The sequence below is a fragment of the Microbacterium sp. LTA6 genome (assembly GCF_045690355.1).
Classification (GTDB): domain Bacteria; phylum Actinomycetota; class Actinomycetes; order Actinomycetales; family Microbacteriaceae; genus Microbacterium.
This window is the reverse complement of record NZ_CP147855.1, coordinates 3,298,061-3,319,166: the sequence shown is the minus strand read 5'-3', so window position 1 is coordinate 3,319,166 and position 21,106 is coordinate 3,298,061. Positions and strand designations below refer to the sequence as shown.

Annotated in this window: 18 protein-coding genes; 2 read left to right on the top strand and 16 right to left on the bottom strand. The window is 67.5% G+C overall.

The genetic code is table 11. The features are described 5' to 3' along the window. Window positions 1-11: 11 nt before the first annotated feature. The 9 genes from LTA6_RS15760 to LTA6_RS15720 all read right to left on the bottom strand — a co-directional run bounded on the left by LTA6_RS15760 (window position 12) and on the right by LTA6_RS15720 (window position 12,984). Window positions 12-1,589, bottom strand: coding sequence for a Rieske 2Fe-2S domain-containing protein (locus LTA6_RS15760; RefSeq protein WP_341974751.1), 1,578 nt, complete (start codon window positions 1,587-1,589; stop codon window positions 12-14). 72 nt (window positions 1,590-1,661) lie between these two features. Then, a complete protein-coding gene (locus LTA6_RS15755; protein WP_341974749.1) occupies window positions 1,662-3,770 on the bottom strand; it encodes a molybdopterin oxidoreductase family protein in 2,109 nt (702 codons plus the stop codon). Next, window positions 3,767-5,389: an FAD-dependent oxidoreductase gene (locus LTA6_RS15750; RefSeq protein ID WP_407358231.1), complete on the bottom strand. Its 1,623-nt coding sequence runs from the start codon at window positions 5,387-5,389 to the stop codon at window positions 3,767-3,769. Before LTA6_RS15750 ends, LTA6_RS15755 begins: the two co-directional genes overlap by 4 nt. Before the next feature lie 2 nt (window positions 5,390-5,391). Then, window positions 5,392-6,795, bottom strand: coding sequence for a nitrate/nitrite transporter (locus tag LTA6_RS15745; protein ID WP_341974746.1), 1,404 nt, complete (start codon window positions 6,793-6,795; stop codon window positions 5,392-5,394). Window positions 6,796-7,000: 205 nt separating this feature from the next. Further along, the gene (locus LTA6_RS15740) at window positions 7,001-10,276 is read right to left on the bottom strand and encodes a DEAD/DEAH box helicase (protein ID WP_341974744.1); all 3,276 of its coding nucleotides are present in this window, start codon (window positions 10,274-10,276) and stop codon (window positions 7,001-7,003) included. Between the two features lie 47 nt (window positions 10,277-10,323). Further along, window positions 10,324-10,734, bottom strand: a complete 411-nt coding sequence (gene nusB / locus LTA6_RS15735) for a transcription antitermination factor NusB (protein WP_341974742.1) — start codon at window positions 10,732-10,734, stop codon at window positions 10,324-10,326. A gap of 3 nt (window positions 10,735-10,737) precedes the next feature. Further along, window positions 10,738-11,298 carry an elongation factor P gene (efp, locus tag LTA6_RS15730; protein WP_341974740.1) on the bottom strand — a complete coding sequence of 187 codons (561 nt, stop codon included), beginning with the start codon at window positions 11,296-11,298 and terminating at the stop codon, window positions 10,738-10,740. A gap of 221 nt (window positions 11,299-11,519) precedes the next feature. Further along, entirely contained in the window at window positions 11,520-11,954 is a 435-nt protein-coding gene (aroQ, locus tag LTA6_RS15725; protein WP_341978422.1) for a type II 3-dehydroquinate dehydratase, read from the bottom strand. Window positions 11,955-11,973: 19 nt separating this feature from the next. Beyond that, window positions 11,974-12,984, bottom strand: coding sequence for a serine aminopeptidase domain-containing protein (locus LTA6_RS15720; RefSeq protein WP_341974736.1), 1,011 nt, complete (start codon window positions 12,982-12,984; stop codon window positions 11,974-11,976). 38 nt (window positions 12,985-13,022) lie between these two features. Here LTA6_RS15720 and LTA6_RS15715 point away from each other — a divergent pair, with 38 nt between their 5' ends. Both LTA6_RS15715 and LTA6_RS15710 read left to right on the top strand, forming a co-directional pair. Continuing rightward, complete coding sequence (locus LTA6_RS15715; protein WP_341974735.1) at window positions 13,023-13,613, top strand: GNAT family N-acetyltransferase; 591 nt, start codon at window positions 13,023-13,025, stop codon at window positions 13,611-13,613. Then, window positions 13,610-14,398: a PaaX family transcriptional regulator gene (locus LTA6_RS15710; RefSeq protein ID WP_407358230.1), complete on the top strand. Its 789-nt coding sequence runs from the start codon at window positions 13,610-13,612 to the stop codon at window positions 14,396-14,398. Before LTA6_RS15715 ends, LTA6_RS15710 begins: the two co-directional genes overlap by 4 nt. On the opposite strand, the gene LTA6_RS15705 is transcribed toward LTA6_RS15710, so the two are convergent. The 7 genes from LTA6_RS15705 to mltG all read right to left on the bottom strand — a co-directional run bounded on the left by LTA6_RS15705 (window position 14,388) and on the right by mltG (window position 21,105). Then, on the bottom strand, window positions 14,388-15,347 hold the full coding sequence (locus tag LTA6_RS15705; RefSeq protein WP_341974732.1) for a squalene cyclase: 960 nt from the start codon (window positions 15,345-15,347) through the stop codon (window positions 14,388-14,390). The two genes, LTA6_RS15710 and LTA6_RS15705, sit on opposite strands and share 11 nt — an antisense overlap. Window positions 15,348-15,451: 104 nt before the next feature. After that, complete coding sequence (locus LTA6_RS15700) at window positions 15,452-15,982, bottom strand: GNAT family N-acetyltransferase (protein ID WP_341974729.1); 531 nt, start codon at window positions 15,980-15,982, stop codon at window positions 15,452-15,454. Next, on the bottom strand, window positions 15,979-17,067 hold the full coding sequence (aroB, locus tag LTA6_RS15695; protein ID WP_341974727.1) for a 3-dehydroquinate synthase: 1,089 nt from the start codon (window positions 17,065-17,067) through the stop codon (window positions 15,979-15,981). Before aroB ends, LTA6_RS15700 begins: the two co-directional genes overlap by 4 nt. Further along, complete coding sequence (locus LTA6_RS15690; protein ID WP_341974726.1) at window positions 17,064-17,579, bottom strand: shikimate kinase; 516 nt, start codon at window positions 17,577-17,579, stop codon at window positions 17,064-17,066. The genes aroB and LTA6_RS15690 overlap by 4 nt, the downstream gene beginning before the upstream one ends. Continuing rightward, window positions 17,566-18,795, bottom strand: coding sequence for a chorismate synthase (gene aroC, locus LTA6_RS15685; protein WP_341974725.1), 1,230 nt, complete (start codon window positions 18,793-18,795; stop codon window positions 17,566-17,568). Before aroC ends, LTA6_RS15690 begins: the two co-directional genes overlap by 14 nt. A 60-nt stretch (window positions 18,796-18,855) precedes the next feature. Beyond that, a complete protein-coding gene (locus LTA6_RS15680) occupies window positions 18,856-19,686 on the bottom strand; it encodes a shikimate dehydrogenase (RefSeq protein WP_341974724.1) in 831 nt (276 codons plus the stop codon). 15 nt (window positions 19,687-19,701) lie between these two features. Then, a complete protein-coding gene (mltG, locus tag LTA6_RS15675) occupies window positions 19,702-21,105 on the bottom strand; it encodes an endolytic transglycosylase MltG (protein WP_341974723.1) in 1,404 nt (467 codons plus the stop codon). Window position 21,106: the final 1 nt, after the last annotated feature.

Sequence of the window (21,106 nt, the reverse complement as noted above, 5' to 3'; positions counted from 1 at the left end):
GAACCTGCGGATCAGACCGCCGGACGCAGCGCCTCATCGGTGACGTCGTCGATCTTCGTCGAGCGGATCGCGTGACCGCTCGTCGACAGGCAGCGACCGGTCTTCAGGTCCCACTTCCAGTCGTGCATGCTGCAGGTGAGGATGCCGTTCTCATCGACCTTTCCGGTCTTCGTCAGGTCAGCGCGCAGATGCGGGCAGCGGCGCTGCACGATCCAGTCGCCGACCTCGGCGTCCTCGGTCTGATCGGTCTGCTCGGAGTACCAGTTCTCGACGTACTCGATGCGGTCGACCGAGAGGCACTTGAGGAAAGTCGTGAGGAACTCGTTGAACTTGCCGCTGCGGCCCACTTGGAACTGCATGGACAGGAAGATCGAGTTCGACCAGTCGATCTCGTGGTCGCGGATGTTCGTCGAGACGAGATCGGCGGGGATCGTGTACCAGTAGATGCACTCCTCCCCCGCGTATTCCCGGACCTTCGCGCGGGGGAAGTCGACGACCATGTCGAGGTCGCCGATGCGGAACCGCACGCATCCGCCGACACCGAGACGGATGGTGCGCGACTTCTTCAGCAGCGGCTCCCACCAGGTCTTGAGGGCGTCGAGCATCTCGGCGGGCGGGATGATCTCCGCGCGCGATGCCTCCTCGTCGCGGATCTCCTGCTGGCGGCTCGCTCGCTGCGCTTCGAGGTACTCCCATTTCTCGTCGAAGACGTGCGCGATCTCGGCATCCGTGTAGAGGGACTGCTCCGTCGAGACCTCACCGTCCGCAACGGTCACCACAGTGCCGGGGACGAACAGGTGTCCGTCGTACTGCGGCGTCAGTTCCTTCATGTGCGCGAGGAACTGCTTCTGATCGGTGAAGATCGACTCGCCGTTCCTGCCCAGCCCGTTGAAGTCGAACAGTTCGTCACGGAGGAACATCGGCGGGCCCGCCATCGGGAAGACGTGCGGAGCGTCGACCTTCTCGATGTAGTACATCGCGCGTTTGTTCTGCGCATCGCGCTTGAGCTGGGCGAAGTTCTGCTTGGCGTCCAGCGGCAGGTCGTAGACCATCGGCCACCAGATGGCACCGGACACCTGCGTGAAGTACGCGTCCGGCGTGCCGAAGTCCAACAGCTTCTCCAGGTCGAGCGGGTGCGAGTCGTTCTGGTTCAGCACGGACCCGGTGCCGTCGTCGACGCTCAGCGAGGAGTCGCCGATCGGTCCGTCGCTGGGCGCACGCAACGGGGTGATCATGATCTTCAGGTCACCGCGCTGGATGACCTCGCCAGCGGGCGCGTAGGTGATGTTCTCGTAGCCGAGCGCGCGGATGTCCTTTTCCAGGTCATCGATCGGGTACTCCGGAAGAAGCACTTCGATGTCCTTGCGGATGTACCGCTCCAGCAGCTTCGGGTCGAAGTGGTCACGGTGACGATGCGAGATGTAGAGGAAGTCCGCTTCGCGTCCGAAGCGCTCCCAGTCGAGGCCGCGGTTGTCGGGAAACGGGAACCAGGAGCCGAAGAAGGAGGGCCCGAGCACGGGGTCGCAGATGATGTTTCCGCCGGTCGTCTCGATGAACATCCCGGCGTGGCCGAGTCCCGTGATCCGCATTGCGCTCCTTCTGAAGTGGACCGCTCGATTCTACCCAGGCCTCTCTGTGCGCCCGCGGAGACCGAGCCGGGATCAGGGTGCGCCGTCGATGGCGGCGTGAATCCGCACGACCGCCCTCTTGAACTCCGGCATCGACGACAGCGGGTCGGTGGCGTCGCTGGTGAGGAGGTTCGCGCTGTGCTCGTCAGGGAAGTGGAACGGCAGGAACACCGTGTCAGGGCGGATGCCGGTGGTCGTCGTCACCCGTGCGCGGACCACGCCGCGGGCATTGGACACCTCGATGTCGTCGCCGTCCGCCAGACCGCGATCGGCGGCCGTCGCCGGGTGCAGCGTCGCCTCGAGCCGTGGGCGCGCGGCCATCAGCTCCGGCACGCGGCGCGTCTGAGCGCCGGACTGGTAGTGCTCGAGGAGTCGGCCGGTGATGAGCGTGAGCTCGTCTCCGGTCGCTGCGGACTCGGCAGGGCGCGCGACCGAGACGGCGACGATCCTGGCCAGGCCGTCGGGATGCGCGAAGCGGTTCTCGAACGGCCTCGGGGTGCCGACGGAGCCGACCGGGTACGGCCAGTACGCCGCGATTCCCTCGTCGAGCAGTGCATGGCTCAGGCCGGAGTAGTCCGCGATGCCACCGGCTGATGCGCGGGCGAGCTCGTCGAAGACATCCGCCGGGTTCAGGTCGAAGCGTCCAGGTGCCTCCAGCCGTCTGGCGAGCTCGGCCATGATCCACAGTTCGCTGCGCGCGCCGGAGGGCGGATCGATCGCCCTCCGGCGCCGGATGACGCGCCCCTCGAGGCTCGTCATGGTCCCTTCCTCCTCGGCCCACTGCGTCACCGGGAGCACGACGTCGGCGAGCCTGGCGGTTTCGGAGAGGAAGAAGTCGCAGACGACGAGCAGCTCGAGGCTGCGCAGTCGTTCACGGACGTCTCCGGCGTTCGGTGCCGAGACAGACAGGTTCGATCCGTGCACGAGGAGCGTGCGGATGCCCTCAGGAGAGCCGATGGAGGCCAACAGCTGCACCGCCGGCAGCCCGGGTCCTGGGAGGTCGTCCGGATGCACACCCCACACCGCCGCCACGTGTGCCCGCGCCTCTGGGTCTGTGATCTTGCGGTAGCCGGGTAACTGATCGGACTTCTGGCCGTGCTCGCGACCGCCCTGACCGTTCCCCTGTCCGGTGAGCGTGCCGTATCCCGAGTCCGGCTTACCGGGCAGGCCCAGGATGAGCGCCAGGTTGATGGCGGCGGTGGCGGTGTCGGTGCCGTTGACATGCTGTTCCACGCCGCGACCGGTCAGGATGTAAGTGGGCAGTCCCGAACTCAGCCGACGCGCCACCTGCCGCAGCACGGGGACCGGCACGCCCGTCACCTGCTGCACTCGCTCCGGCCACCAGCCGGCGACCGAGCGACGGAGCGCGGCGAAGCCGACCGTCCGCTCGCGGATGTACTCGGCGTCGTGGAGCCGCTCGGAGATGACGATGTGGATCAGCCCGAGCAGCAGCGGGAGATCTGTGCCGGGGGCCGGCGCGACGTGGATCCCCTGGTCGTCGTCCGTCAGACGTGCGGTGGAACTGCGGCGCGGATCCACGACGATCAGCCCGCCGGCCGCGCGCGCCCCCTCGATGTGCGACAGGAACGGCGGCATCGTCTCGGCCACGTTCGACCCCAGCATCAGGACGGTGTGCGCGGCGTCGAGATCGGTCAACGGGAACGGCAGCCCGCGATCGGCTCCGAACGCGCGATTCGATGCCGCGGCCGCAGAGGACATGCAGAAGCGGCCGTTGTAGTCGATGCGCGAGGTGCCGAGTGCGATGCGGGCGAATTTGCCGAGCTGGTAGGCCTTCTCATTGGTGAGGCCACCGCCGCCGAACACTCCGTTGGCGTCGGCGCCATGCTGTGCGCGGACGCGGCGGAGCGTCTCGGCGACGAGATCGAGGGCGTCGTCCCAGGTCGCGGGCCGCAGCTCGCCGTCGTCGTTGCGGACGAGGGGATGCATGACGCGGTCGGCCGCGTCGAGCAGGGTCGACGACGTCCAGCCCTTCTTGCAGAGCCCGCCCCTGTTCGTCGGGAACGCGCGACCTTCGACGGTCAGACGAGGATCGTGATCCGGTGTTCCCGGCAGCTTCGGCAGGAGCGTCATCGCGCACTGCAGGGCGCAGTACGGGCAGTGGGTCTCGACGCCGGCGGTCATGCGGACGGCGCCAGAAGCGGCGAATCGAAGCGCTCGATGAGCTCGGCCAGACGGCCCTTGCAGCCGCCGCATCCCGTGCCGGCGCGGGTGTCCTTGCCGACGCACGCGACCGTGGCGTTCCCTGCCTGGACGGAGGCCTCCACACGCTCGACGGTGACGCCGTTGCACCAGCAGACGGTCGCGGTCGGCGCGAATGCGTCGCCACCTGTGCTCGGGTCGTCATCGGGACCGTCGAGACGCAGCAGGAGCGAGCGGTCGGAGGGAAGCTCGCCCCCGCGCTCGTAGAGCACCGTCAGCTCTGCGGCCGTGCGCGGCATCCCCACACTGGCGAACGCCTCGAGGACTCCGTCTCGCGAGACCATCTTCACGTAGCGGCCATGCTGCGGATCAGCCCATTGCGCCACGTGCCGATGCGGTCCGGACTCCCCGTAGGGCGGGGTGTCCCAGAGTTCGATGCTGACGTCGCCGACCGCGACCACGTCGACGCCTTCGCCCTTCAGCATGACGACCGCCGGGCGCTCCACCGGCGGACCGTCCTGGAAGGATCCGCCGTCGGCTTCCGCACTGAGCTGCGCGGCCAGCCATTCGGCCTGGCGCCAGCCCGGTCCGATGAGTCCGGACGGCGCGCCGGGCAGGCGGTCCCCCGCATCGCGGACGAGCTCGGGATCGACGACATGCGCGCAGTCGCCGATGGCGTAGACGTCGGGATCGGTCCACGAGCGCAGTGAGCTGTCGACCACGACGCCGGCCGCGGTGCGGAGCCCCGCCGCCGTGGCGAGTTCTGCCCTCGCGCCCACGCCGCACGACATCACGAGCAGATCGCCGCGCACATAGTTTCCATCGGCGGTGACGAGTGCGTCGAAGCGGCGGACACCGGCCTCCTCCGCATGGAAGGCGACGGACTCGGCGACGCTGTGCGCGAGCACGGCGACACCCGCGTCGCGCAGACTTCTGGCGAGCACCGTACCGGCACCGCGGTCGAGGTTGCGCGGCATCGGGGTGGGACCGTGATGCACGACGCAGACCTGCGCCCCGGCGCGGGCGGCGAGGAGGGCGAACTCCAGGCCGAGCACGCCGGCGCCGAGGACGACGATGCGGGCGCCGGACCGGATGGCCGACCCGATCCGGTCGGCATCCGCCAGGTCGCGCAGCACCGTCACGCCCTCCGGCAGTGCGGGGTCGGCTCCGATCACGCCGGCCCCCGCACGTGCCAGTGCTGCGGCGTCGTATGCCCGGCGTTCGACGCCGACGAGCGTCGGGATGTTCGATCGCGCGCCTGTCGCGAGGACGAGCCGGTCGTACGACAGCAGTTCACCGGTCGAGAGTTCGACCTCGTGCTGCTCTCGGCCGATGCGGACGACTCGGGTTCCGGAAAGGACCCGGGCTCCCGCCTCGACGATCTCGGCCGGGTCGTGCAGCACGATGTCGTCGAACTCGGCATGTCCGACCGCCACCTCGGCGATGAGGACCCGGTTGTACGGAGCCTCCGACTCCGCACCGACGACGGTGAGTTCGATGCTCCCCGATCGCACGCCGGGCAGCAGCTCCTCGCAGAACCGTGCGCCGACCGGGCCGAATCCGACCACGACCACCCGCAGCGCTGCATCCGGCGCCGTCACAGTCAGACCTGACGCTGGGCGAGCGATGCGCGGGGCACCACGTACATGACGACCGTGAGCGTCAGCAGCAGGAGGTAGGCGATGCCGAAGCCGACGAAGGCGGGCTGGTAGCCGCCGGATGCCTGTTGCGAGGCGTTCAGCACCTGCGGGATCACGAACCCGCCGTAGGCGCCAATCGCCGAGATCAGTCCGAGGGCAGCTGCGGCCTTGCGCTGGGTCGCTCCGATGTCGGTCATGCCGGTGGCCGCGGCGCGGGCGAGGAACACGCTGGGGATCATCCGGTACGTCGCGCCGTTGCCGATCCCGGTGGCCGCGAACAGCACGAGGAAGCAGGCGAGGAACAGAGAGAACTCGTTGAGCGCGAGAACGCCGATGATTCCGAAGGCACCGGCCGCCATGACCGCGAATGCTCCGATCGTCACCCGCGCTCCGCCGAAGCGATCAGAGAGCCGGCCACCGAGCGGACGGAACAGCGAGCCGACGAGCGCGCCGAGGAAGGCGAGCGACACTCCGGCCGCGCCGATCTGAATCGCGGAGAACTCGGGGAACTGATCGGCGATCAGCTTCGGGAACACGCTCGCGAACCCGATGAACGAGCCGAACGTGCCGATGTAGAGCAGCGCGAGCAGCCACAGGTGCGGTTCGCGAAGGGCAGCGGCGGAGCCGGCGAAGTCGGCCTTGGCGGACGACAGGTTGTCCATGTACCGCCAGGCGCCCCAGATCGCGATCAGGATCAGCGGCACCCAGATCCAGCCGGCCAGCGGGAGGAGAGTCACACCGGCGACGGCGGTGACGACGATCGGCACGACGAATTGAGCGACGGAGGTGCCGAGGTTTCCGCCGGCGGCGTTGAGGCCGAGCGCCCACCCCTTCTCCTTCTGCGGGAAGAAGTAGGTGATGTTCGCCATCGAGCTCGCGAAGTTGCCGCCGCCGAAGCCGGCGAGGGCCGCGATCGCGAGCATCGCCCAGAACGGCGTCTCCGGGTTGCCGACGGCGAAACTCAGCAGAATGGCGGGGATGAGCAGCAGCGCGGCCGACACGATCGTCCAGTTGCGCCCGCCGAATTTCGGCACCATGAACGTGTACGGGAAGCGGAGCGTCGCGCCGACGAGGCTCGGCAGCGAGATCAGCCAGAACGTCTCGGCGCTGGTGAAGGCGAAGCCCGCTGCCGGGAGCATCACGACGACGATGCTCCACAGCTGCCAGACGATGAAGCCGAGGAACTCGGCGAAGATCGACCAGCCGAGGTTGCGACGGGCGATCGAGCGCCCTTCCGACTCCCAGAAGTCGGTGTTCTCGGGGTCGAATCCGTCGATCCAGCGCCCTGGACGACGCGTGAGCGTGGTCGAGGAGGCCGTTGCGATGCCGGAGGTGTCGATGGGGTGCGAGGTTTCAGTGCTGACCATGCGGGCTCCCTGTGTTGGACGAGCGGTGCGATCGAGCGGGGGTCGACCGGATGCGGGGCATCCGGGGGGCTCGAGACCGATGCTAGGGAGCGCGTGTTTCGGCACCCCGCACCGCGAGTTACCGCTGTGTCACTTCCATGTCACGCCGGTCAGCGCCGCGGCGTTAGCGTCCCGTCACATGCCGGAAACACGTCGGCTGCACGAATCAGGAGTCGAACAGACCGCGGATGTCGTCTGCCGTCAGCGCCTGCGCGAAAAGCGCTTCGTCGTCCATGACGGCGGTGAACAGCCGCGCCTTGCGCTGCTGCAGGGCCAGCACCTTCTCCTCGATGGTTCCGCTCGAGATCATCCGGTAGACCATCACCGGCCGGGTCTGACCGATCCGGTGCGTACGGTCGATCGCCTGAGCCTCGGCTGCCGGATTCCACCACGGGTCCAGCATGAACACGTAGTCGGCCTCGGTCAGCGTCAGCCCGAACCCGCCGGACTTCAAGCTGATCAGGAACACTGGCTGCTCTCCCGACCGGAACCCGTCGATGACCTGCTGTCGTTTGCGCGTGGAACCGTCGAGGTAGGCGTAAGGGATTCCGGCCTGCTCCAGACGTGCGGCGGCGAGAGCGAGGAACGAGGTGAATTGGCTGAACACCAGAGCGCGGTGCCCCTCGGCCTGCAGCTCGATGACCCGTTCCAGGAGCACGTCCAGTTTCTGCGAGCCCAGTTTCGCGTCGGCTTCGTCGACGAGACCGGGCGCGAGACTCAGCATCCGCAGCATCGTGAGCGAGCGGAAGACGATGAAGCGGTTGCGATCGAGATCTGCCAGCAGCCCCAGCACCTTCTGCCGCTCACGCTGCAGCACCACGTCGTAGAGGGCGCGATGCGCTGGACTCAATTCCACCTCGAGCAGCTGCTCCTGCTTCTCCGGCAGATCGGGTGCGACGAGTTCCTTGGTGCGGCGCAGCATGAGCGGACGGATGCGACGGCGCAGCCGCTCGATCCTCCGCTGCCGGTACTCCCCGCCCTCTTCGTTCTCCGGGACCTTGCCCTTCTCGATCGGCTGGATGTACTCCTCGCGGAACTTCCGCGCCGACGCGAAAAGACCGGGCGCCGCGAGCTTGAGCAGCGCCCACAGCTCACTGAGGCTGTTCTCCAGCGGGGTGCCGGTGACGGCATAGGTCACGTCGGCTCGGAATCCGGCGATCGAGCGATGCAGCTTCGTCTTCGGATTCTTCACGAACTGCGCCTCGTCGAGAATGAGCCCGGCCCATTCGATGTCGGCGAACTCCCTCTCGTCGAGCCGCGCGAGCGTGTACGACGTCACGACGAGGTCGGCTTCGGCCGCAGCCTCGCGGAGAGAGTCGTCGCGCTTGCCTGAGGTGCTCTCCAGGATGCGCACCCGCAACGACGGCGCGAATCGTTCGGCCTCTGCGTACCAGGTCGCGAGCACCGACGTGGGAGCAAGGACCAGGAAGGGGCGACGCTCCCCCGACTCGCGCGCATGCAGCACGAGTGTCAGCAGCTGCAGCGTCTTGCCGAGCCCCATGTCGTCGGCGAGAATACCGCCGAGCCGGTGCTGCCAGAGGAAGGCGAGCCAGTCGAACCCGGCCTTCTGGTACGGCCGCAGTTCGGCCTGGAGTCCGCTCGGGAGTGGACTCGGGGGTACCTCGGTCGCCGCCCGCAGTCCGTCCGCCGTCGCACGCCAGCTGACGGCAGGAAGAGCCTCGTCGGCGAGATCCTCGAACTCCTCCCAGAGATCGGTCTGATAGCGGCTGATCCGCGGTCCGGTCTCCCACTCGTTCAGCTCGGCTGCCTCGTCGATCAGTTCGCGCAGCTGGTCGAGGGCTCGATGGTTCAGCGAGAAATAGCTGCCGTCGACGAGCAGGAGCTTCTTCTTCCCTTTGCTGAGCGCGGTGAACAACGGCCCGAAGGGAATATTGCGTCCGTCGATCTTGACGATGACACCGAGGTCGAACCAGTCCGGATCGGTGCTCTCGACCGTCGAGACGGTGATCTCCGGATCACCGGTGAGTTCCTGATAGGTCTTGCGCTTGTCTGCGACGACGAGAACCCCGTGCGCCTCGAGCCCCGGTACGACGTGTGTGACGAATTCGGCAGCGTCGACGTCTGCGAAGGACCCTGATTCCGCGAACGGCTCGCCGTACTGCTCCTGCCAGAGCGTCTCGAGCACGCGACGGCGTTCGATCTCGAGGGTCTGGTCGCGCACCGCATCCGCCGACGGAGCGAACGGTACGCGGCCGTGCCCCTCATAGGTCCACTCGAAGGAGAACTTCACCACATCGCCGCGATGGAACGAGAGGACCAGCGTCGGCTGCGGGAGCGGCATGACCGGCAACTGCACGGCTCCGACCGCCTCAACCCGCACCCTTCGCGCCAACGCCGGGTACACGTCGTGCAGGAAAGCCGCCTCGTCGGCGGCCGGGACGGGAATGGACCCAGCTGCGTCGAGCAGGGCACGCACCGGATCGCTGAGCGGGACCTCGGCGAGAGTGACCTCGATGCGACTCCCCCGCACAGTCGCCACATAGACGCCGGAGTGCCCGATGGCGTGCACGGTCGCTGACGGAACTTCACTGCCGTCGATGACGATGTCCGCGTCGACAGCGAGACCGCCATCATCTGCGCGGGTGACGCGGGCGGAGATCGACCCGGAATCGGCGAGGGCCACCGTCGTGCTCTTCAGGCTCGGTACCAGCGGGATACCGGCGGCCGATCCTGCGCGAAGGTGCGCCCAGAGCAGATTCGATTCGATCTGATCCACGATCAGCCATTCGCCGGCGTTTCCGGAGAGCAGCGAATCGCGGGCGATGCTGAGGAGGTCGGCGAACCAGCGGGTCTGAGTCCGACCGAACTGGATCGCATCACGACGCACGACGTCCCACGCGGCATGGCCTTGGATCCAGGCGCCGGTCGAACTGCTCCGCATCAGCGGACGGATGCCGAGGAGGAGCTCCCCTTCCGCCTTCGCGACGTCTCGCGCGGTGGCGGACCTCACCGGACGCGGTGCCCAGTGGTTGTCGCCTTTGGCCGCGCGGTGACGCAGCTCGACGCCGAGGGCGAGCGGCACCGTTCGATCGACCGCCGTGCGGCCGAGGAGCGACTTCCAGGCGGGTGCGGAGGGCTGCGGAGGCTGCGACGGCGGTACCGTCAGCGCCGCAGCGCGGTCCGCGTCGGCGCCCGTGTTCGACGACAGCAGCGTCGCCACGACGTGCTTGCACCCGGAGCGCAGCGGGCAGGTGCACGACGTCGATCGGATCGCCCGCTTGCCGCCGGTCGGTGAGAAACGCACCTCTGTGCGGTACGGAGTGTCGTGGCTTCCGCGCACCTGAGCACCGAGTTGCTGGGTCTCTTCATCCCAGACGACCCGGAGCACGTTCCCCTCGCGGAAGTACGCGAGCCCGCGCTTGTAGCCGCCGGCATCCGTGATCCGCAGGAGATCTCGGAGATCGACGTGGGGTGCGGACATGGTTTCATCCTCCCCACCGCATCCGACATCCGGATTGCGGTGTCCGCTCAGGCGGCGCGAGCCACCCGGGCGAGCACACCGTGCACGAAGGCGCCGGAATCGTCGGTGGAGAACTCTTTGGCGAGCTCGACGGCCTCGTCGATGGCGACCGCGGTGGGCACCTCGGCGTTGTAGATGATCTCCCAGGTGCCGATCCGCAGCAGCGCGCGGTCGACCGCGGGCATCCGCTCGAGCTTCCAGTCACGGCTGTGCGTGGTGATCAGCTCGTCGATCTCGTCGCTGTGGTCGATGATGCCGTCGACGACCTCGCGGGCGTACAGCCACGACCCCTCGCGGGCGGGTTCGCTGACAGCGCGCTTGGCTTCGGCGGCGAGAGCCACGGCGACGTCGTCGCCTCGGACATCTGCGGAGAAGAGGATGTCGAGTGCGCGCTTGCGCGCCTTCGTACGAGCGCCCACGCCTTACTTCTCGCGACCGAGGTAGTCACCGGTGCGGGTGTCGACCTTGATCTTCGTTCCGGTCTCGACGAACAGCGGAACCTGCATCTCGTAGCCGGTCTCGACCGTGGCGGGCTTGGTGCCGGCCGAGGAGCGGTCTCCCTGGAGGCCCGGCTCGGTGTACGTCACCTCGAGGATGACGGATGCCGGCAGGTCGATGTAGAGCGGGTTGCCGTTGTTGAGCGCGATGGTCACCTGCTGGTTCTCGAGCAGGAAGTTCTTCGCGTCGCCGACTGTCGGCCCGGGGACCGTGATCTGGTCGTAGTCCGACGTGTCCATGAATACGAAGCCGTCGCCGTCGGCGTACAGGTACGTGAAGTCGCGGCGGTCGACGTTCTCGATCTCGATCTTCGCGCCGGCGTTGTAGGTGCGGTCGACGACCTTGCCGGAGATGACGTTCTTGAGCTTCGTGCGGACGAACGCGCCGCCCTTTCCGGGCTTGACGTGCTGGAACTCGATGACGTTCCACAGCTGTCCATCGATGCTGAGGACGACGCCGTTCTTGATGTCTGCGGTAGATGCCATGCGCTGAGAGTTCCGTTCGTGTGTGGTTGTCCGCGGGCCGCCCTGCAACCGGGTCAGGAAGGACCGACAGTCGATTCTACGGGATGGCTGTACGGGGGCCGACTTCTTTCGATGTCATCCGGGGTTTCCGCGCTGAGTTCAGAGGTTCGCTGGGGTGCCGGAGCCGCTTCTGTGTCGGTGCGCAACGCTCCCCCGCCGTTCTGACCTGGCGTTCCGCGGTTCTACAGCTGAGCGACCAGTTCGCGCACGGCATCCGCGTAGCCGTCGACGCCCCGACCGATCACGCGCACCGCCGCAACGTCATGCAGGTAGGAGTGATGCCGGAACTCCTCGCGCTTGTACACGTCGGAGATGTGCACCTCTGCGAATGGGCGCCCGATACCCGTGAGCGCATCGCGCAGCGCAACAGACGTGTGCGTGAGGCCGCCCGGATTGATGATGATTCCGGCGCAATCCTCGCGCGCCGCGTGGATAGCGTCGATGAGCACGCCCTCGTGGTTGCTCTGGATGGCACGCACCTCGAATCCGAGCGCGGCCGCCGCATCCGTGGTGAGTCGTTCGACATCGGCGAGGGTGGCCGTGCCGTAGACCTCGGGCTCACGCGTGCCGAGCAGGTTGAGGTTCGGGCCATTGACCAGGAGCAGGCGGTGGGGCATCGTCACGTCCGGCACACTATCAGCCGATCTCTCGCAGGAAGTCGCGGTACCCGTCGATGACGTCCGCCGCGAGGAGCGCGCGAGGCCAGAGGAGCCCGACGGTCGTGCCCACGACGGCGTTGTCTTCGACGATGGGCCTCGCCATGGAATGCGCGGAGTCGAAGGATTTCACTGTCAGCGCTGTGCCGAAAACGTCACGATAGACCTTTTCGGTCTCGCCGACGTCGACGTTCCGATCATGCAGGCCGACCATGAGGAGAACGGGGATCTCGCGCGTGGCTGCCGCGCGAAGATCGTCCGTGGCATCGGCCTTCGCGTTGCGTCCGACGAATGCCCACCGATCGGCCGACATCGGCGACTGCTCCGTCGTGACCGCCAGATACTCGTCGTAGCTCGCGCCTCTTGCGAGCAGTTCGCGCACCCGATCGCTGTCTGCGATCGCCTGGTCGCGCTCCGCCGTCGTCGCTCCTCGGCGATCAAGCTCGGCGAGGAGGTTGTAGCGTCCCTGCGACAGCCAGTTGATCGCCGTGCCCACGGCGACAACGCCATCGACGTCGTCGCGTTCGGCGACGACCTTCGGAACCACCCAGCCTGCTTGGCTCGCGCCCCAGAGAATTATGCGGTCGGTGGGCACCTGCTGCTCTCCCAGCGCCCAGTCGATCGCTGCGCTGACTTCCGCCGCACGGTCATCCATGGATTGGTCCAGCCAGTTTCCGCTGGATCCTCCGACCCCGGGTTTGCTCCACGACAACGTGGCCCATCCCGCATCCGCTGCACCTTCGAACCACGGGAAGTAGAGGCCGTCCTGTGTCGCCTCCACTGCAGCGTCGCCGTGGACGACGACGACGACGCCATTCGCGTCGCCTTGTCGCGGCGTCGTCAGTACCCCTTCGAGGTGCCCGACACCCATCGGAATCTGCACCGCGGTCTGTGTGAAGCGATAGTCATTCCCCACGGCGGCAACTCCGACAGCCGCGACGATGATCGCAGCGACGACGGCGATGGAAAAGGCGAGTCGCTTAAGGGTCATTCTGTGCACGATCGTAGCGTACATGATAGATTGATGACATGCAGGCACACCAGATCGCCCTCGGCTTCCAAGAATCCGAACGTGCTGAAGTCGGCGCTCTCTACTGGGAGGCGTTTCATCGGAAGCTCCGTCCGGCATTCACGAGCAACGACACCGGTAGACGCGTGGTGCAGGCCGCAATGCGTCCGGACCGCATGCTCGTTGCGCGCACCGAGGGCGTCATCACCGGGGTGTGCGGCTTCTTCGAGACGGGGCTCGGCGCCGCGAATCTGTCCTGGGCGCTGCTTCGCCACCTGTTGCCGACCTGGCAAGCCATTCGGGCGTCCCTCGTCCTGAGCGTGCTGGCACGAAACAGCAAAGACCACACGCTGGTTCTCGACGGGATCTGCGTCGATTCGGCGCGCCGCGGTGAGGGGACGGGAACAGCGCTGCTCGCGGCAGCCGTCGAGGCTGCACGCCAGCGCCGGTTGCGATCAGTGCAGCTGTCCGTGATCGACTCGAATGTCCGCGCCGAGGAACTGTACCGGCGTCAAGGGTTCTCGCCCACCGATACCGGTTCCCTGGGACTGCTCGGTTACGTCTACGGGTTCGAACGGTACACCGTCATGGAGAAGGCGGTACTCGCGTGAACTCGCAGATCGCACCTCGTACGATCATCGAGGCGTTCCTCCCCCTCGACGGCGACGTGAGCCTGGCCGTCATCTACGACACCGCCAACCAGCTGGGGGTCGATGACCAGCCCGTCCGCCTCGCACTTCGACGCCTCATCGGCAGCGGCGACATCGAGCAGCGGGGACGCGGACGCTCAGGGGCGATCTTCTTGACCGATGAGGGACAACGGCGCATGCATCGCGACCGAGTCGGACTCAACCTCGCCTTCGAGCAGGACGCAGGGCGGGCGCCGTGGGACGGATGCTGGCACCTCGTGGCGATCAGTGCGCCGGAGAGCGAGCGGGCGATTCGAGATTCGCTGCGTCGAGACCTTCTCGGGCTGGGAGCCGCCCCGATCTCGACTGGGCTCTACGCCAGCCCGCACGACCTGACAGGGCTCCTGTCGTCCGATGCCATGCCGTACCTCGTCACCGCCGTTGCCGAGCAGCTGGCGATTCGGGGCCTGACCGAATCAAAAGAGATCGCTTCGTCCCTCTGGCATGCGGCGCCGACCCTCGACGCATACGGGGCACTCGCCCATGCGATCGAGGGTGATGACGACTCGTTGCCGGCGCTCGTCCGGCAGCTCCGGCTCGCCGACGCTCTCGACCGCGCCCTCCGGGACGACCCGCTCATTCCGCCAGAGCTCAGAGACACGCCATGGCCACCGACCGAGGTGCGCCGCCAGTGGCTGATCCGTTGGAACGACGCCGCCAGCCAGGCGGGCACCGCCTCGATCTACGAGGGCTGGATCATTCCTTAGTCGCCGAATCCCACCACCCGAGTACCCGCGTCGCTTGGAACGTCACCCACTTGGACGGTTCTCCGGCCGGAACGTCGACATGGAACCAGACCTCGCCCTGCAGGCGATGACCTTGGACCCAGGTCCCGTCAGCCTGCCGCTGAGAACGGATGTTCTCGATGGCCTCGGCCATCCGGGGGTCGGGTTGTATCCCATCTGCAATGCACGCCGCGCGGAAGTAATCGGCCGCAGCCAGCACGCTGTAGTAGGCGCGACGCGGATGCGCGAGGCTGTACACCCACTCGTTGAACGGCTCACCCGTCGATCGGCGACGAGACAGGGCCCTCGTCAACAGATACTCCTCGCCAGCTCTTCGTGCGGCCCTGATCCGCTCGGTATCCCCCGTGCTGCATTGAAAGTCGAGCAGCGCGATCAACGCATTGAGGGTGGAATGGAAAGACGAAACCTGCGATCCCTCGACCCATTCGCAGTTCCACCCGCCATCCCCCAGCTGATGCTCGAGAAACCAGTCGGCGATCGCGTCGACGTCCGCCCCGAGCCACAGCCCATTCGACAGAGTCCAGGAATTGATGCAGCAGTCGACCTCGCCGCCCCAATACGGAAGGTCGTCGTACTCCCATCGTGTTGCCGAGAGCTTCTCCGCCGTCCCTGTCAGCGCCGACGCGGGCATGCCCCATTCCCGGAGGTCCTTGAGGGCCCAGGTCGTCGCTGTCCATGGCTGCGGTTCCCCGCTTCCCCATTCCCACCCTGCCGGGAAGAATGGGCCGCCGGCCCACTGGCCATCGGCATCCTGGTGACGAAGCAGCTCAGCTCCGAAGCCTTCGGTGGTCACACGGGCTCGCGTCGCCTGCCAGATGTCCTCGGGAGCGCCGAGAAGGTCGCGCTCCACCTGCCATCGCAATGCCGGGTCGGCGTCAAGGAGCCATTCCGCTATCCGAGCATCGAGCATGATCGGCCTCCGGGCCTGTCGTCACACGATCGAAGACGCACTCACAGTAGATGATCTGCACGAGAGGCGCAACGCATTCATGCCGCGAGGCTTCTCCGTCCGGATCACACGAGAGCGCGTCGCATCTCCAACTCCGGGCCGATCACACCCGTGAAACGCAGACCCGTATCGACGAATCCGGCGCGCCGATACGCTCCCTGAGCGCGGGCATTGTCCACGTGCACGTCGAGGGTCAGCGCGCGGTCGCCGAAGGCGCGCACCCACTCGGCCGCCGCATCGAGCAGTGCATCGACCGTTCCGGCTCCGCGATGCCCGCGGCGCACGTACACGCCCACCACATCACCACGCGCTTCGAGCACCGCACGCGCATGATGGTCGGTCGCTCCCGGGCGCCAACGGAGAACCGTGACGGTGCCGATCCACTCCCCCTCCGCCTCCGCGACGAACTGGGCGACCGAGTCACCGGCCGCGTTGCCAGCGGTACGCTCCTGCCAGAACTCGTCCGGATGCGCAGCCTCGTCGGCATACGAATGCAGGAACGCGATCGCGGCGGCCGGATCCCGCACGGCATCCAGGCGCAGGTCGCGCACCTTCTCCCATTCGTCAGCGCGGACGCGACGAACGGTGAAGCTCACGCACCGACCTCCTGGTAGGCCGCGAACATCAGGGATTCATCCGGCGCCTGCAGGATCGTGGGCTTTGCGATGTCGTCGAGCAGGACGAAGCGGAGCATCCCGCCACGGCTCTTCTTGTCGCGCTGCATCGTGGCGAGGAGCTGCTTCCAGGCACCGGCCCGGTACGACGTCGGCAGACCGAGCGACTCGAGCACGGTGCGGTGCCGGTTCGCGGCGTCATCGGAGAGACGCCCCGCGAGCCGGGAGAGTTCGGCGGCGTACAGCATCCCGACCGAGATCGCTGCGCCGTGGCGCCACCGGTAGCGCTCGGCGTGCTCGATGGCGTGGCCGAGCGTGTGACCGTAGTTGAGGATCTCGCGCTGGCCCGCCTCTCGGAAGTCCTCGGAGACGACGCGCGCCTTCATGTCGACCGCCAGCTCGATCGCCCGCCGGAACTCCTCGGTCTTCGTGTCGACCGCGCGCCGAGGATCGGCCTCGACGATGTCGAGGATCTCGGGAGCCCAGATGAAACCGGCCTTGACCACCTCGGCGAAGCCTGCTGTCGCCTCGTTCTCGCTGAGGCTGGCGAGTTCGTCGAGATCGCCGATCACTGCACGCGGTGCCCAGAACGCGCCGACGAGATTCTTCCCCTCAGCGGTGTTGACACCGGTCTTGCCGCCGATCGATGCGTCGACGAGTCCGAGCACCGTGGTGGGCACCTGGATGAGCTGCACGCCGCGGAGCCAGGTCGCGGCGACGAAACCGGCGAGGTCGGTCACTGCTCCCCCGCCGAAACCGACGACGGCGTCGGTGCGGGTGAAGTCGGACTGTCCCATGACCTGCCAGCAGAACGCGGCGACCTCGATGCGCTTGCCCTGTTCGGCGTCCGGGATCTCGGCCAGCAGCACCTCACGGGGGCCGTTCTCGTCATCGGCGAGCAATCGGTCCCTGAGTTCCGCGGCTCGGGCGGCCAGCGTCGGCGGGTGCACGACGAGGATCTTCCGCACGGTCGGCGCGAGCGCCGCCGATACGCGATCGAGGATGCCGCGTCCGATGGTGATGTCGTAGGGATCGTTCCCGGTGACGCTGATGGTCGTCGTGGTCATCGCTGCTCTCTTCTCCATGTCACGATCTCGTCGGCAATGCGCTGCATCGGGCGACGAGAGGTGTCGAACACTGTGCTCGCCACCTCGTCGTACCAATCGCGGCGCTCCTCGAAGATCCTCGTCCAGCGCTCAAGCGGGTCGTCTCCCGCGAGCAACGGCCTGCTTCCGCCGCGGATCCGGTCGGCGACGGCCTCAGCCGACACGGTGAGGAAGACGACGGGATGCGGGCGCAGAAGCTCCCTCGTCCCGGCATCCGTCACCGCTCCGCCGCCCAGCGAGATCACTCCACCCTCATCGAGCGCCGCCGACACCGCGGCGCGCTCGAGCTCCCGGAAATGCGCTTCACCCTGTTCGGCGAAGAGCACCGGGATCGGCCCGTGCGCGGCCACGATCCGCTTGTCGGTGTCGATGAACGGCACCGCGAGCCGACGAGCGACCCGCCTGCCGATGCTGGTCTTACCCGCGGCCATCGGGCCGACGAGGACCAGCGTGAGCGGCTCAGTCTCCGACATCAGACGCGATGAGCGCTGCCTCGGAGGCCGGCGCAGTGCGCAGTTCTGCCGGGATGCCGGCGAGATAGCCGTCGAAGTTGCGCCGCGTCTCGCGGATGCTGTCGCCGCCGAACTTCTCCAGGACGGCGTTGGCCAGCTCGACCGCGACCATCGCCTCGGCGACGACTCCGGCGGCGGGCACTGCGCACACGTCCGAGCGCTGGTGGTGCGCCGTGGCGACGTCTCCGGTTGCGACGTCGATGGTGCGCAGCGAATGCGGAACGGTGGCGATCGGCTTCATGCCTGCGCGCACGCGCAGCACGGTACCGGTCGACATGCCGCCCTCGGTGCCGCCGGCACGGTCAGAGCCGCGCGTGATCCCGTCGGTCGTCGCGAAGAGTTCATCATGCGCTGCCGAGCCGCGGCGGCGGGTGGTCTCGAAGCCGTCACCGACCTCGACGCCCTTGATCGCCTGAATGCTCATCAGAGCCTGCGCGAGCCGCGCGTCGAGGCGACGGTCCCAGTGCACGTGCGAACCGAGTCCCGGCGGAAGACCGTAGGCGAGCACCTCGACGATGCCGCCGAGTGTGTCGCCCTCCTTCTTGGCATCGTCGACCTCGGCGACCATCAGTGCCGAGGTGGCCGCGTCGAAGCAGCGCAGCGGATCGGCGTCCAGGGCATCGACGTCGTCCGGCGTGGGGAGCGGCGATCCGGCCGGCACCTGGACGGGACCGATGGAGAGCGTGTGGCTGACGAGGCGGATGCCGAGTTCGCCCAGGAAGGATCGGGCGATGGCGCCGAGTGCGACGCGTGCGGCGGTCTCTCTGGCGCTCGCGCGCTCGAGGATCGGACGTGCCTCATCGAAGTCGTACTTCTGCATGCCGACGAGGTCGGCATGGCCGGGACGCGGGCGCGTCAGCGGAGCGCCACGACCACGGGACTTGTCGGTGAGCTCCACCGGCTCGGGGCTCATGACCTCCACCCACTTCGGCCACTCCGTGTTGCCGATGCGCAGGGCGATCGGGCTGCCGAGCGTCTTCCCGTGGCGGACACCGCCGGAGATCGTGAGCTCGTCCTGCTCGAACTTCATGCGCGAGCCGCGGCCGTAGCCGAGCTTGCGACGCTCGAGATCTGCCTGGATGGCCTCGGAAGACACCGGAACGCCGGAGGGCAGACCCTCCATGACGGCAATGAGTTCTGGGCCGTGGGATTCGCCGGCCGTGAGCACGCGGAGCATTGCTCTAGTCTCCCATGCGATCCGACCGGATGCTGTCCGCGTGTCGTTGCGCAGCCGGGGTTACGGCTTCGGGTGCTCGAGTGCCGCGCGCATCGCGGCCACGACGGCCGTCTCATCCGGCAGCACGTGCGCGGGGTCGCCATTCAGGAAGATGCGAATCTGCCGCACCGCCTGGTGCAGCAGCATCCCGAGGCCGGAGACGACGACGCCCTCCCCCCACGTTGTCGCCAGCGCCGACGGCCACGGTGCGTACGCGGCGTCGAACAGCGCACCACCGGCATGAGCGAGACGCGCGGCCGACTCCTCCGCGAGCACCGTCCCGCTGGGGAGGGTGGCGACGGTGATGTCGACCGCTTCCGCTGCGTCATCGAGCGGCGCGACCTGGACATCGATGCCCAGCCGCGCTCCGAGCTCGACGAGACCGGCCGCGCGCTCGGGCCTGCGGGCGCGCACGTCCACCCGAATGGCGCCGATCTCGGCGACGGCGACCAGCGCCGAGGCCGCGGTCGCGCCGGCGCCGAGGATGCGCGCCGTGCGGACTTCAGTGATGCCGCGCTCAGCCAGGGCATCGATGATGCCCCCGACATCGGTGTTGAACCCCGCAAGCTCTTCGCCCAGAAGCAGCGTGTTCACGGCTCCCGTCATCTCGGCGTGCCGGTCGTGCGTCGCCGCCGCGCGGAACGCATGCTCCTTGAGAGGCATCGTCAACGAAAGGCCGAGCCACGACTCATCCAGCGAGCCGAGCTCATCCGCGAAACCGTCTCCGGTCACCTGCAGACGCCCGTACTCCCAGTCCAGGCCGAGCACCGCATAAGCGGCGGCGTGCAGCGCCGGCGACTTCGAGTGCGCGATCGGGTCACCCCAGACGGCGAGACGGCGCTGATTCACCATGTCAGGCGCCGTGCATCAGTAGCAGCCGCCGTCAGGGTTGTCCTGGCACCACTGCTTGTACCGGGCCTCGGCCTGCTGCTGCTCCGCGTACGTCGCGGAGAAGACCGTCTCGCCGGTATCCAGATTGACGGTGACGAAATAGAACCAGGGCCCATCCGCGGGATTCTGAGCCGCGTCGATGGCGGCATCGCTGGGGGCCGAGATCGGACCGGTGGGCAGTCCCGCGTGCTTGTACGTGTTCCACGGGTTCTGATCGCCGACGACGGCGTTCCAGTCCCAGCTGGAAACGGGGCCCTCGTGTGCGAGCCCGTATCCGTACTGGGCGGTCGAGTCCATCTGCAGCAGCCCGTGGGTCTCCTGATTGCCTTCCTCGAGGCGATTCTCGATCACCCGAGACACCTTGTCGAAGTCGGCGGTGCTGCCCTCGCGCTGGATGATCGAGGCGATCGTGAGCACGCGCTGCTCGTCTCCGGCCTGGACCCCTGCCTTCGTGAGCGATTCCCGGGTGCGGTCGACCATCCGCTGGATCACCTGGGTGGCGGTGACCTCCGGGTCGAACGTGTAGACGGCTGGGAACAGCCAGCCTTCGAGAGACTCTGCGGTCACTCCGTAGGCCGAGGGGTCGGCGACGGCGGCTTCGAAATCTGCGAGCGGGATGCCGATGCTCTCCGCGATCCCCGGCAGCATCGCCTTGATCGTGCTGCCCTCGATCACGCTTGCCGAATTCTCCAGCTTGTTGGCGTCGTCGCGGAGCGCTGCCAGAGCAGCCTCGGCGGTCATCTTCTCCTGAAGGCGGTACACTCCCGGGTAGAAGGTGACGGCGATCGCTTCTTCGATGAGGTAGTCGTAGAAGACGTCCTCCGTCTTGGTCACGCCGGCCTCGTGCAGAGCGGTGGACACCGGGCGACCGGTGTCCCCGTCGCGAATCGTCACGAAGACCTCACCGGTCGCGAGGCCCGGCTCCCAGTCCTTGGGCTCACCCCAGCCCATGGCGTCGCTGATCTTGTCGCCGTAAGTGTTCCAGGCCCAGACGCCCGCGCCCGCGATGCCGCCCACGATCACGAGGACGATGATCAACGCGATCAGACATCCGCGGCGTCGCTTCTTGGGAGGTACGTGAGAATCGACGTCGTCGTGATGGGCATCGAAAAGGTCTTCGAGACGCCCTCCCTGCTTCTCCGACACGGCCACCGGCGCCGGGGCGGTGGGCGTCACGAACGGGTCTTCGGAGACGACCGGCGGGGTCGGCGATGCCGGTCGCGGTTCTGCGGCCTCTCTGGCCGCCCGGCGAGAACCGGGCACAGGGGCGCTGGTGTCGACCGTCGGCAGCTGCGCGGTCGGCTCCGGAAGGTTCCCGAACAGGGCGCCCAGACGGGCATCCGAATCATGCTGGGGGGGATGATTCTCGCGTTCAGCCATG

Bases quoted from the DNA above. Each gene is read 5' to 3' on its own strand.
- LTA6_RS15720 (WP_341974736.1), bottom strand. From the start codon at position 12,984: ATGACCCTTAAGCGACTCGCCTTTTCCATCGCCGTCGTCGCTGCGATC.
- LTA6_RS15745 (WP_341974746.1), bottom strand. From the start codon at position 6,795: ATGGTCAGCACTGAAACCTCGCACCCCATCGACACCTCCGGCATCGCA.
- aroQ (WP_341978422.1), bottom strand. From the start codon at position 11,954: ATGCCCCACCGCCTGCTCCTGGTCAATGGCCCGAACCTCAACCTGCTC.
- LTA6_RS15715 (WP_341974735.1), top strand. From the start codon at position 13,023: ATGCAGGCACACCAGATCGCCCTCGGCTTCCAAGAATCCGAACGTGCT.
- efp (WP_341974740.1), bottom strand. From the start codon at position 11,298: ATGGCATCTACCGCAGACATCAAGAACGGCGTCGTCCTCAGCATCGAT.
- mltG (WP_341974723.1), bottom strand. From the start codon at position 21,105: ATGGCTGAACGCGAGAATCATCCCCCCCAGCATGATTCGGATGCCCGT.
- LTA6_RS15740 (WP_341974744.1), bottom strand. From the start codon at position 10,276: ATGTCCGCACCCCACGTCGATCTCCGAGATCTCCTGCGGATCACGGAT.
- LTA6_RS15755 (WP_341974749.1), bottom strand. From the start codon at position 3,770: ATGACCGCCGGCGTCGAGACCCACTGCCCGTACTGCGCCCTGCAGTGC.
- LTA6_RS15680 (WP_341974724.1), bottom strand. From the start codon at position 19,686: ATGGTGAATCAGCGCCGTCTCGCCGTCTGGGGTGACCCGATCGCGCAC.
- LTA6_RS15705 (WP_341974732.1), bottom strand. From the start codon at position 15,347: ATGCTCGATGCTCGGATAGCGGAATGGCTCCTTGACGCCGACCCGGCA.
- LTA6_RS15760 (WP_341974751.1), bottom strand. From the start codon at position 1,589: ATGCGGATCACGGGACTCGGCCACGCCGGGATGTTCATCGAGACGACC.
- aroC (WP_341974725.1), bottom strand. From the start codon at position 18,795: ATGCTCCGCGTGCTCACGGCCGGCGAATCCCACGGCCCAGAACTCATT.
- aroB (WP_341974727.1), bottom strand. From the start codon at position 17,067: ATGACCACGACGACCATCAGCGTCACCGGGAACGATCCCTACGACATC.
- LTA6_RS15690 (WP_341974726.1), bottom strand. From the start codon at position 17,579: ATGTCGGAGACTGAGCCGCTCACGCTGGTCCTCGTCGGCCCGATGGCC.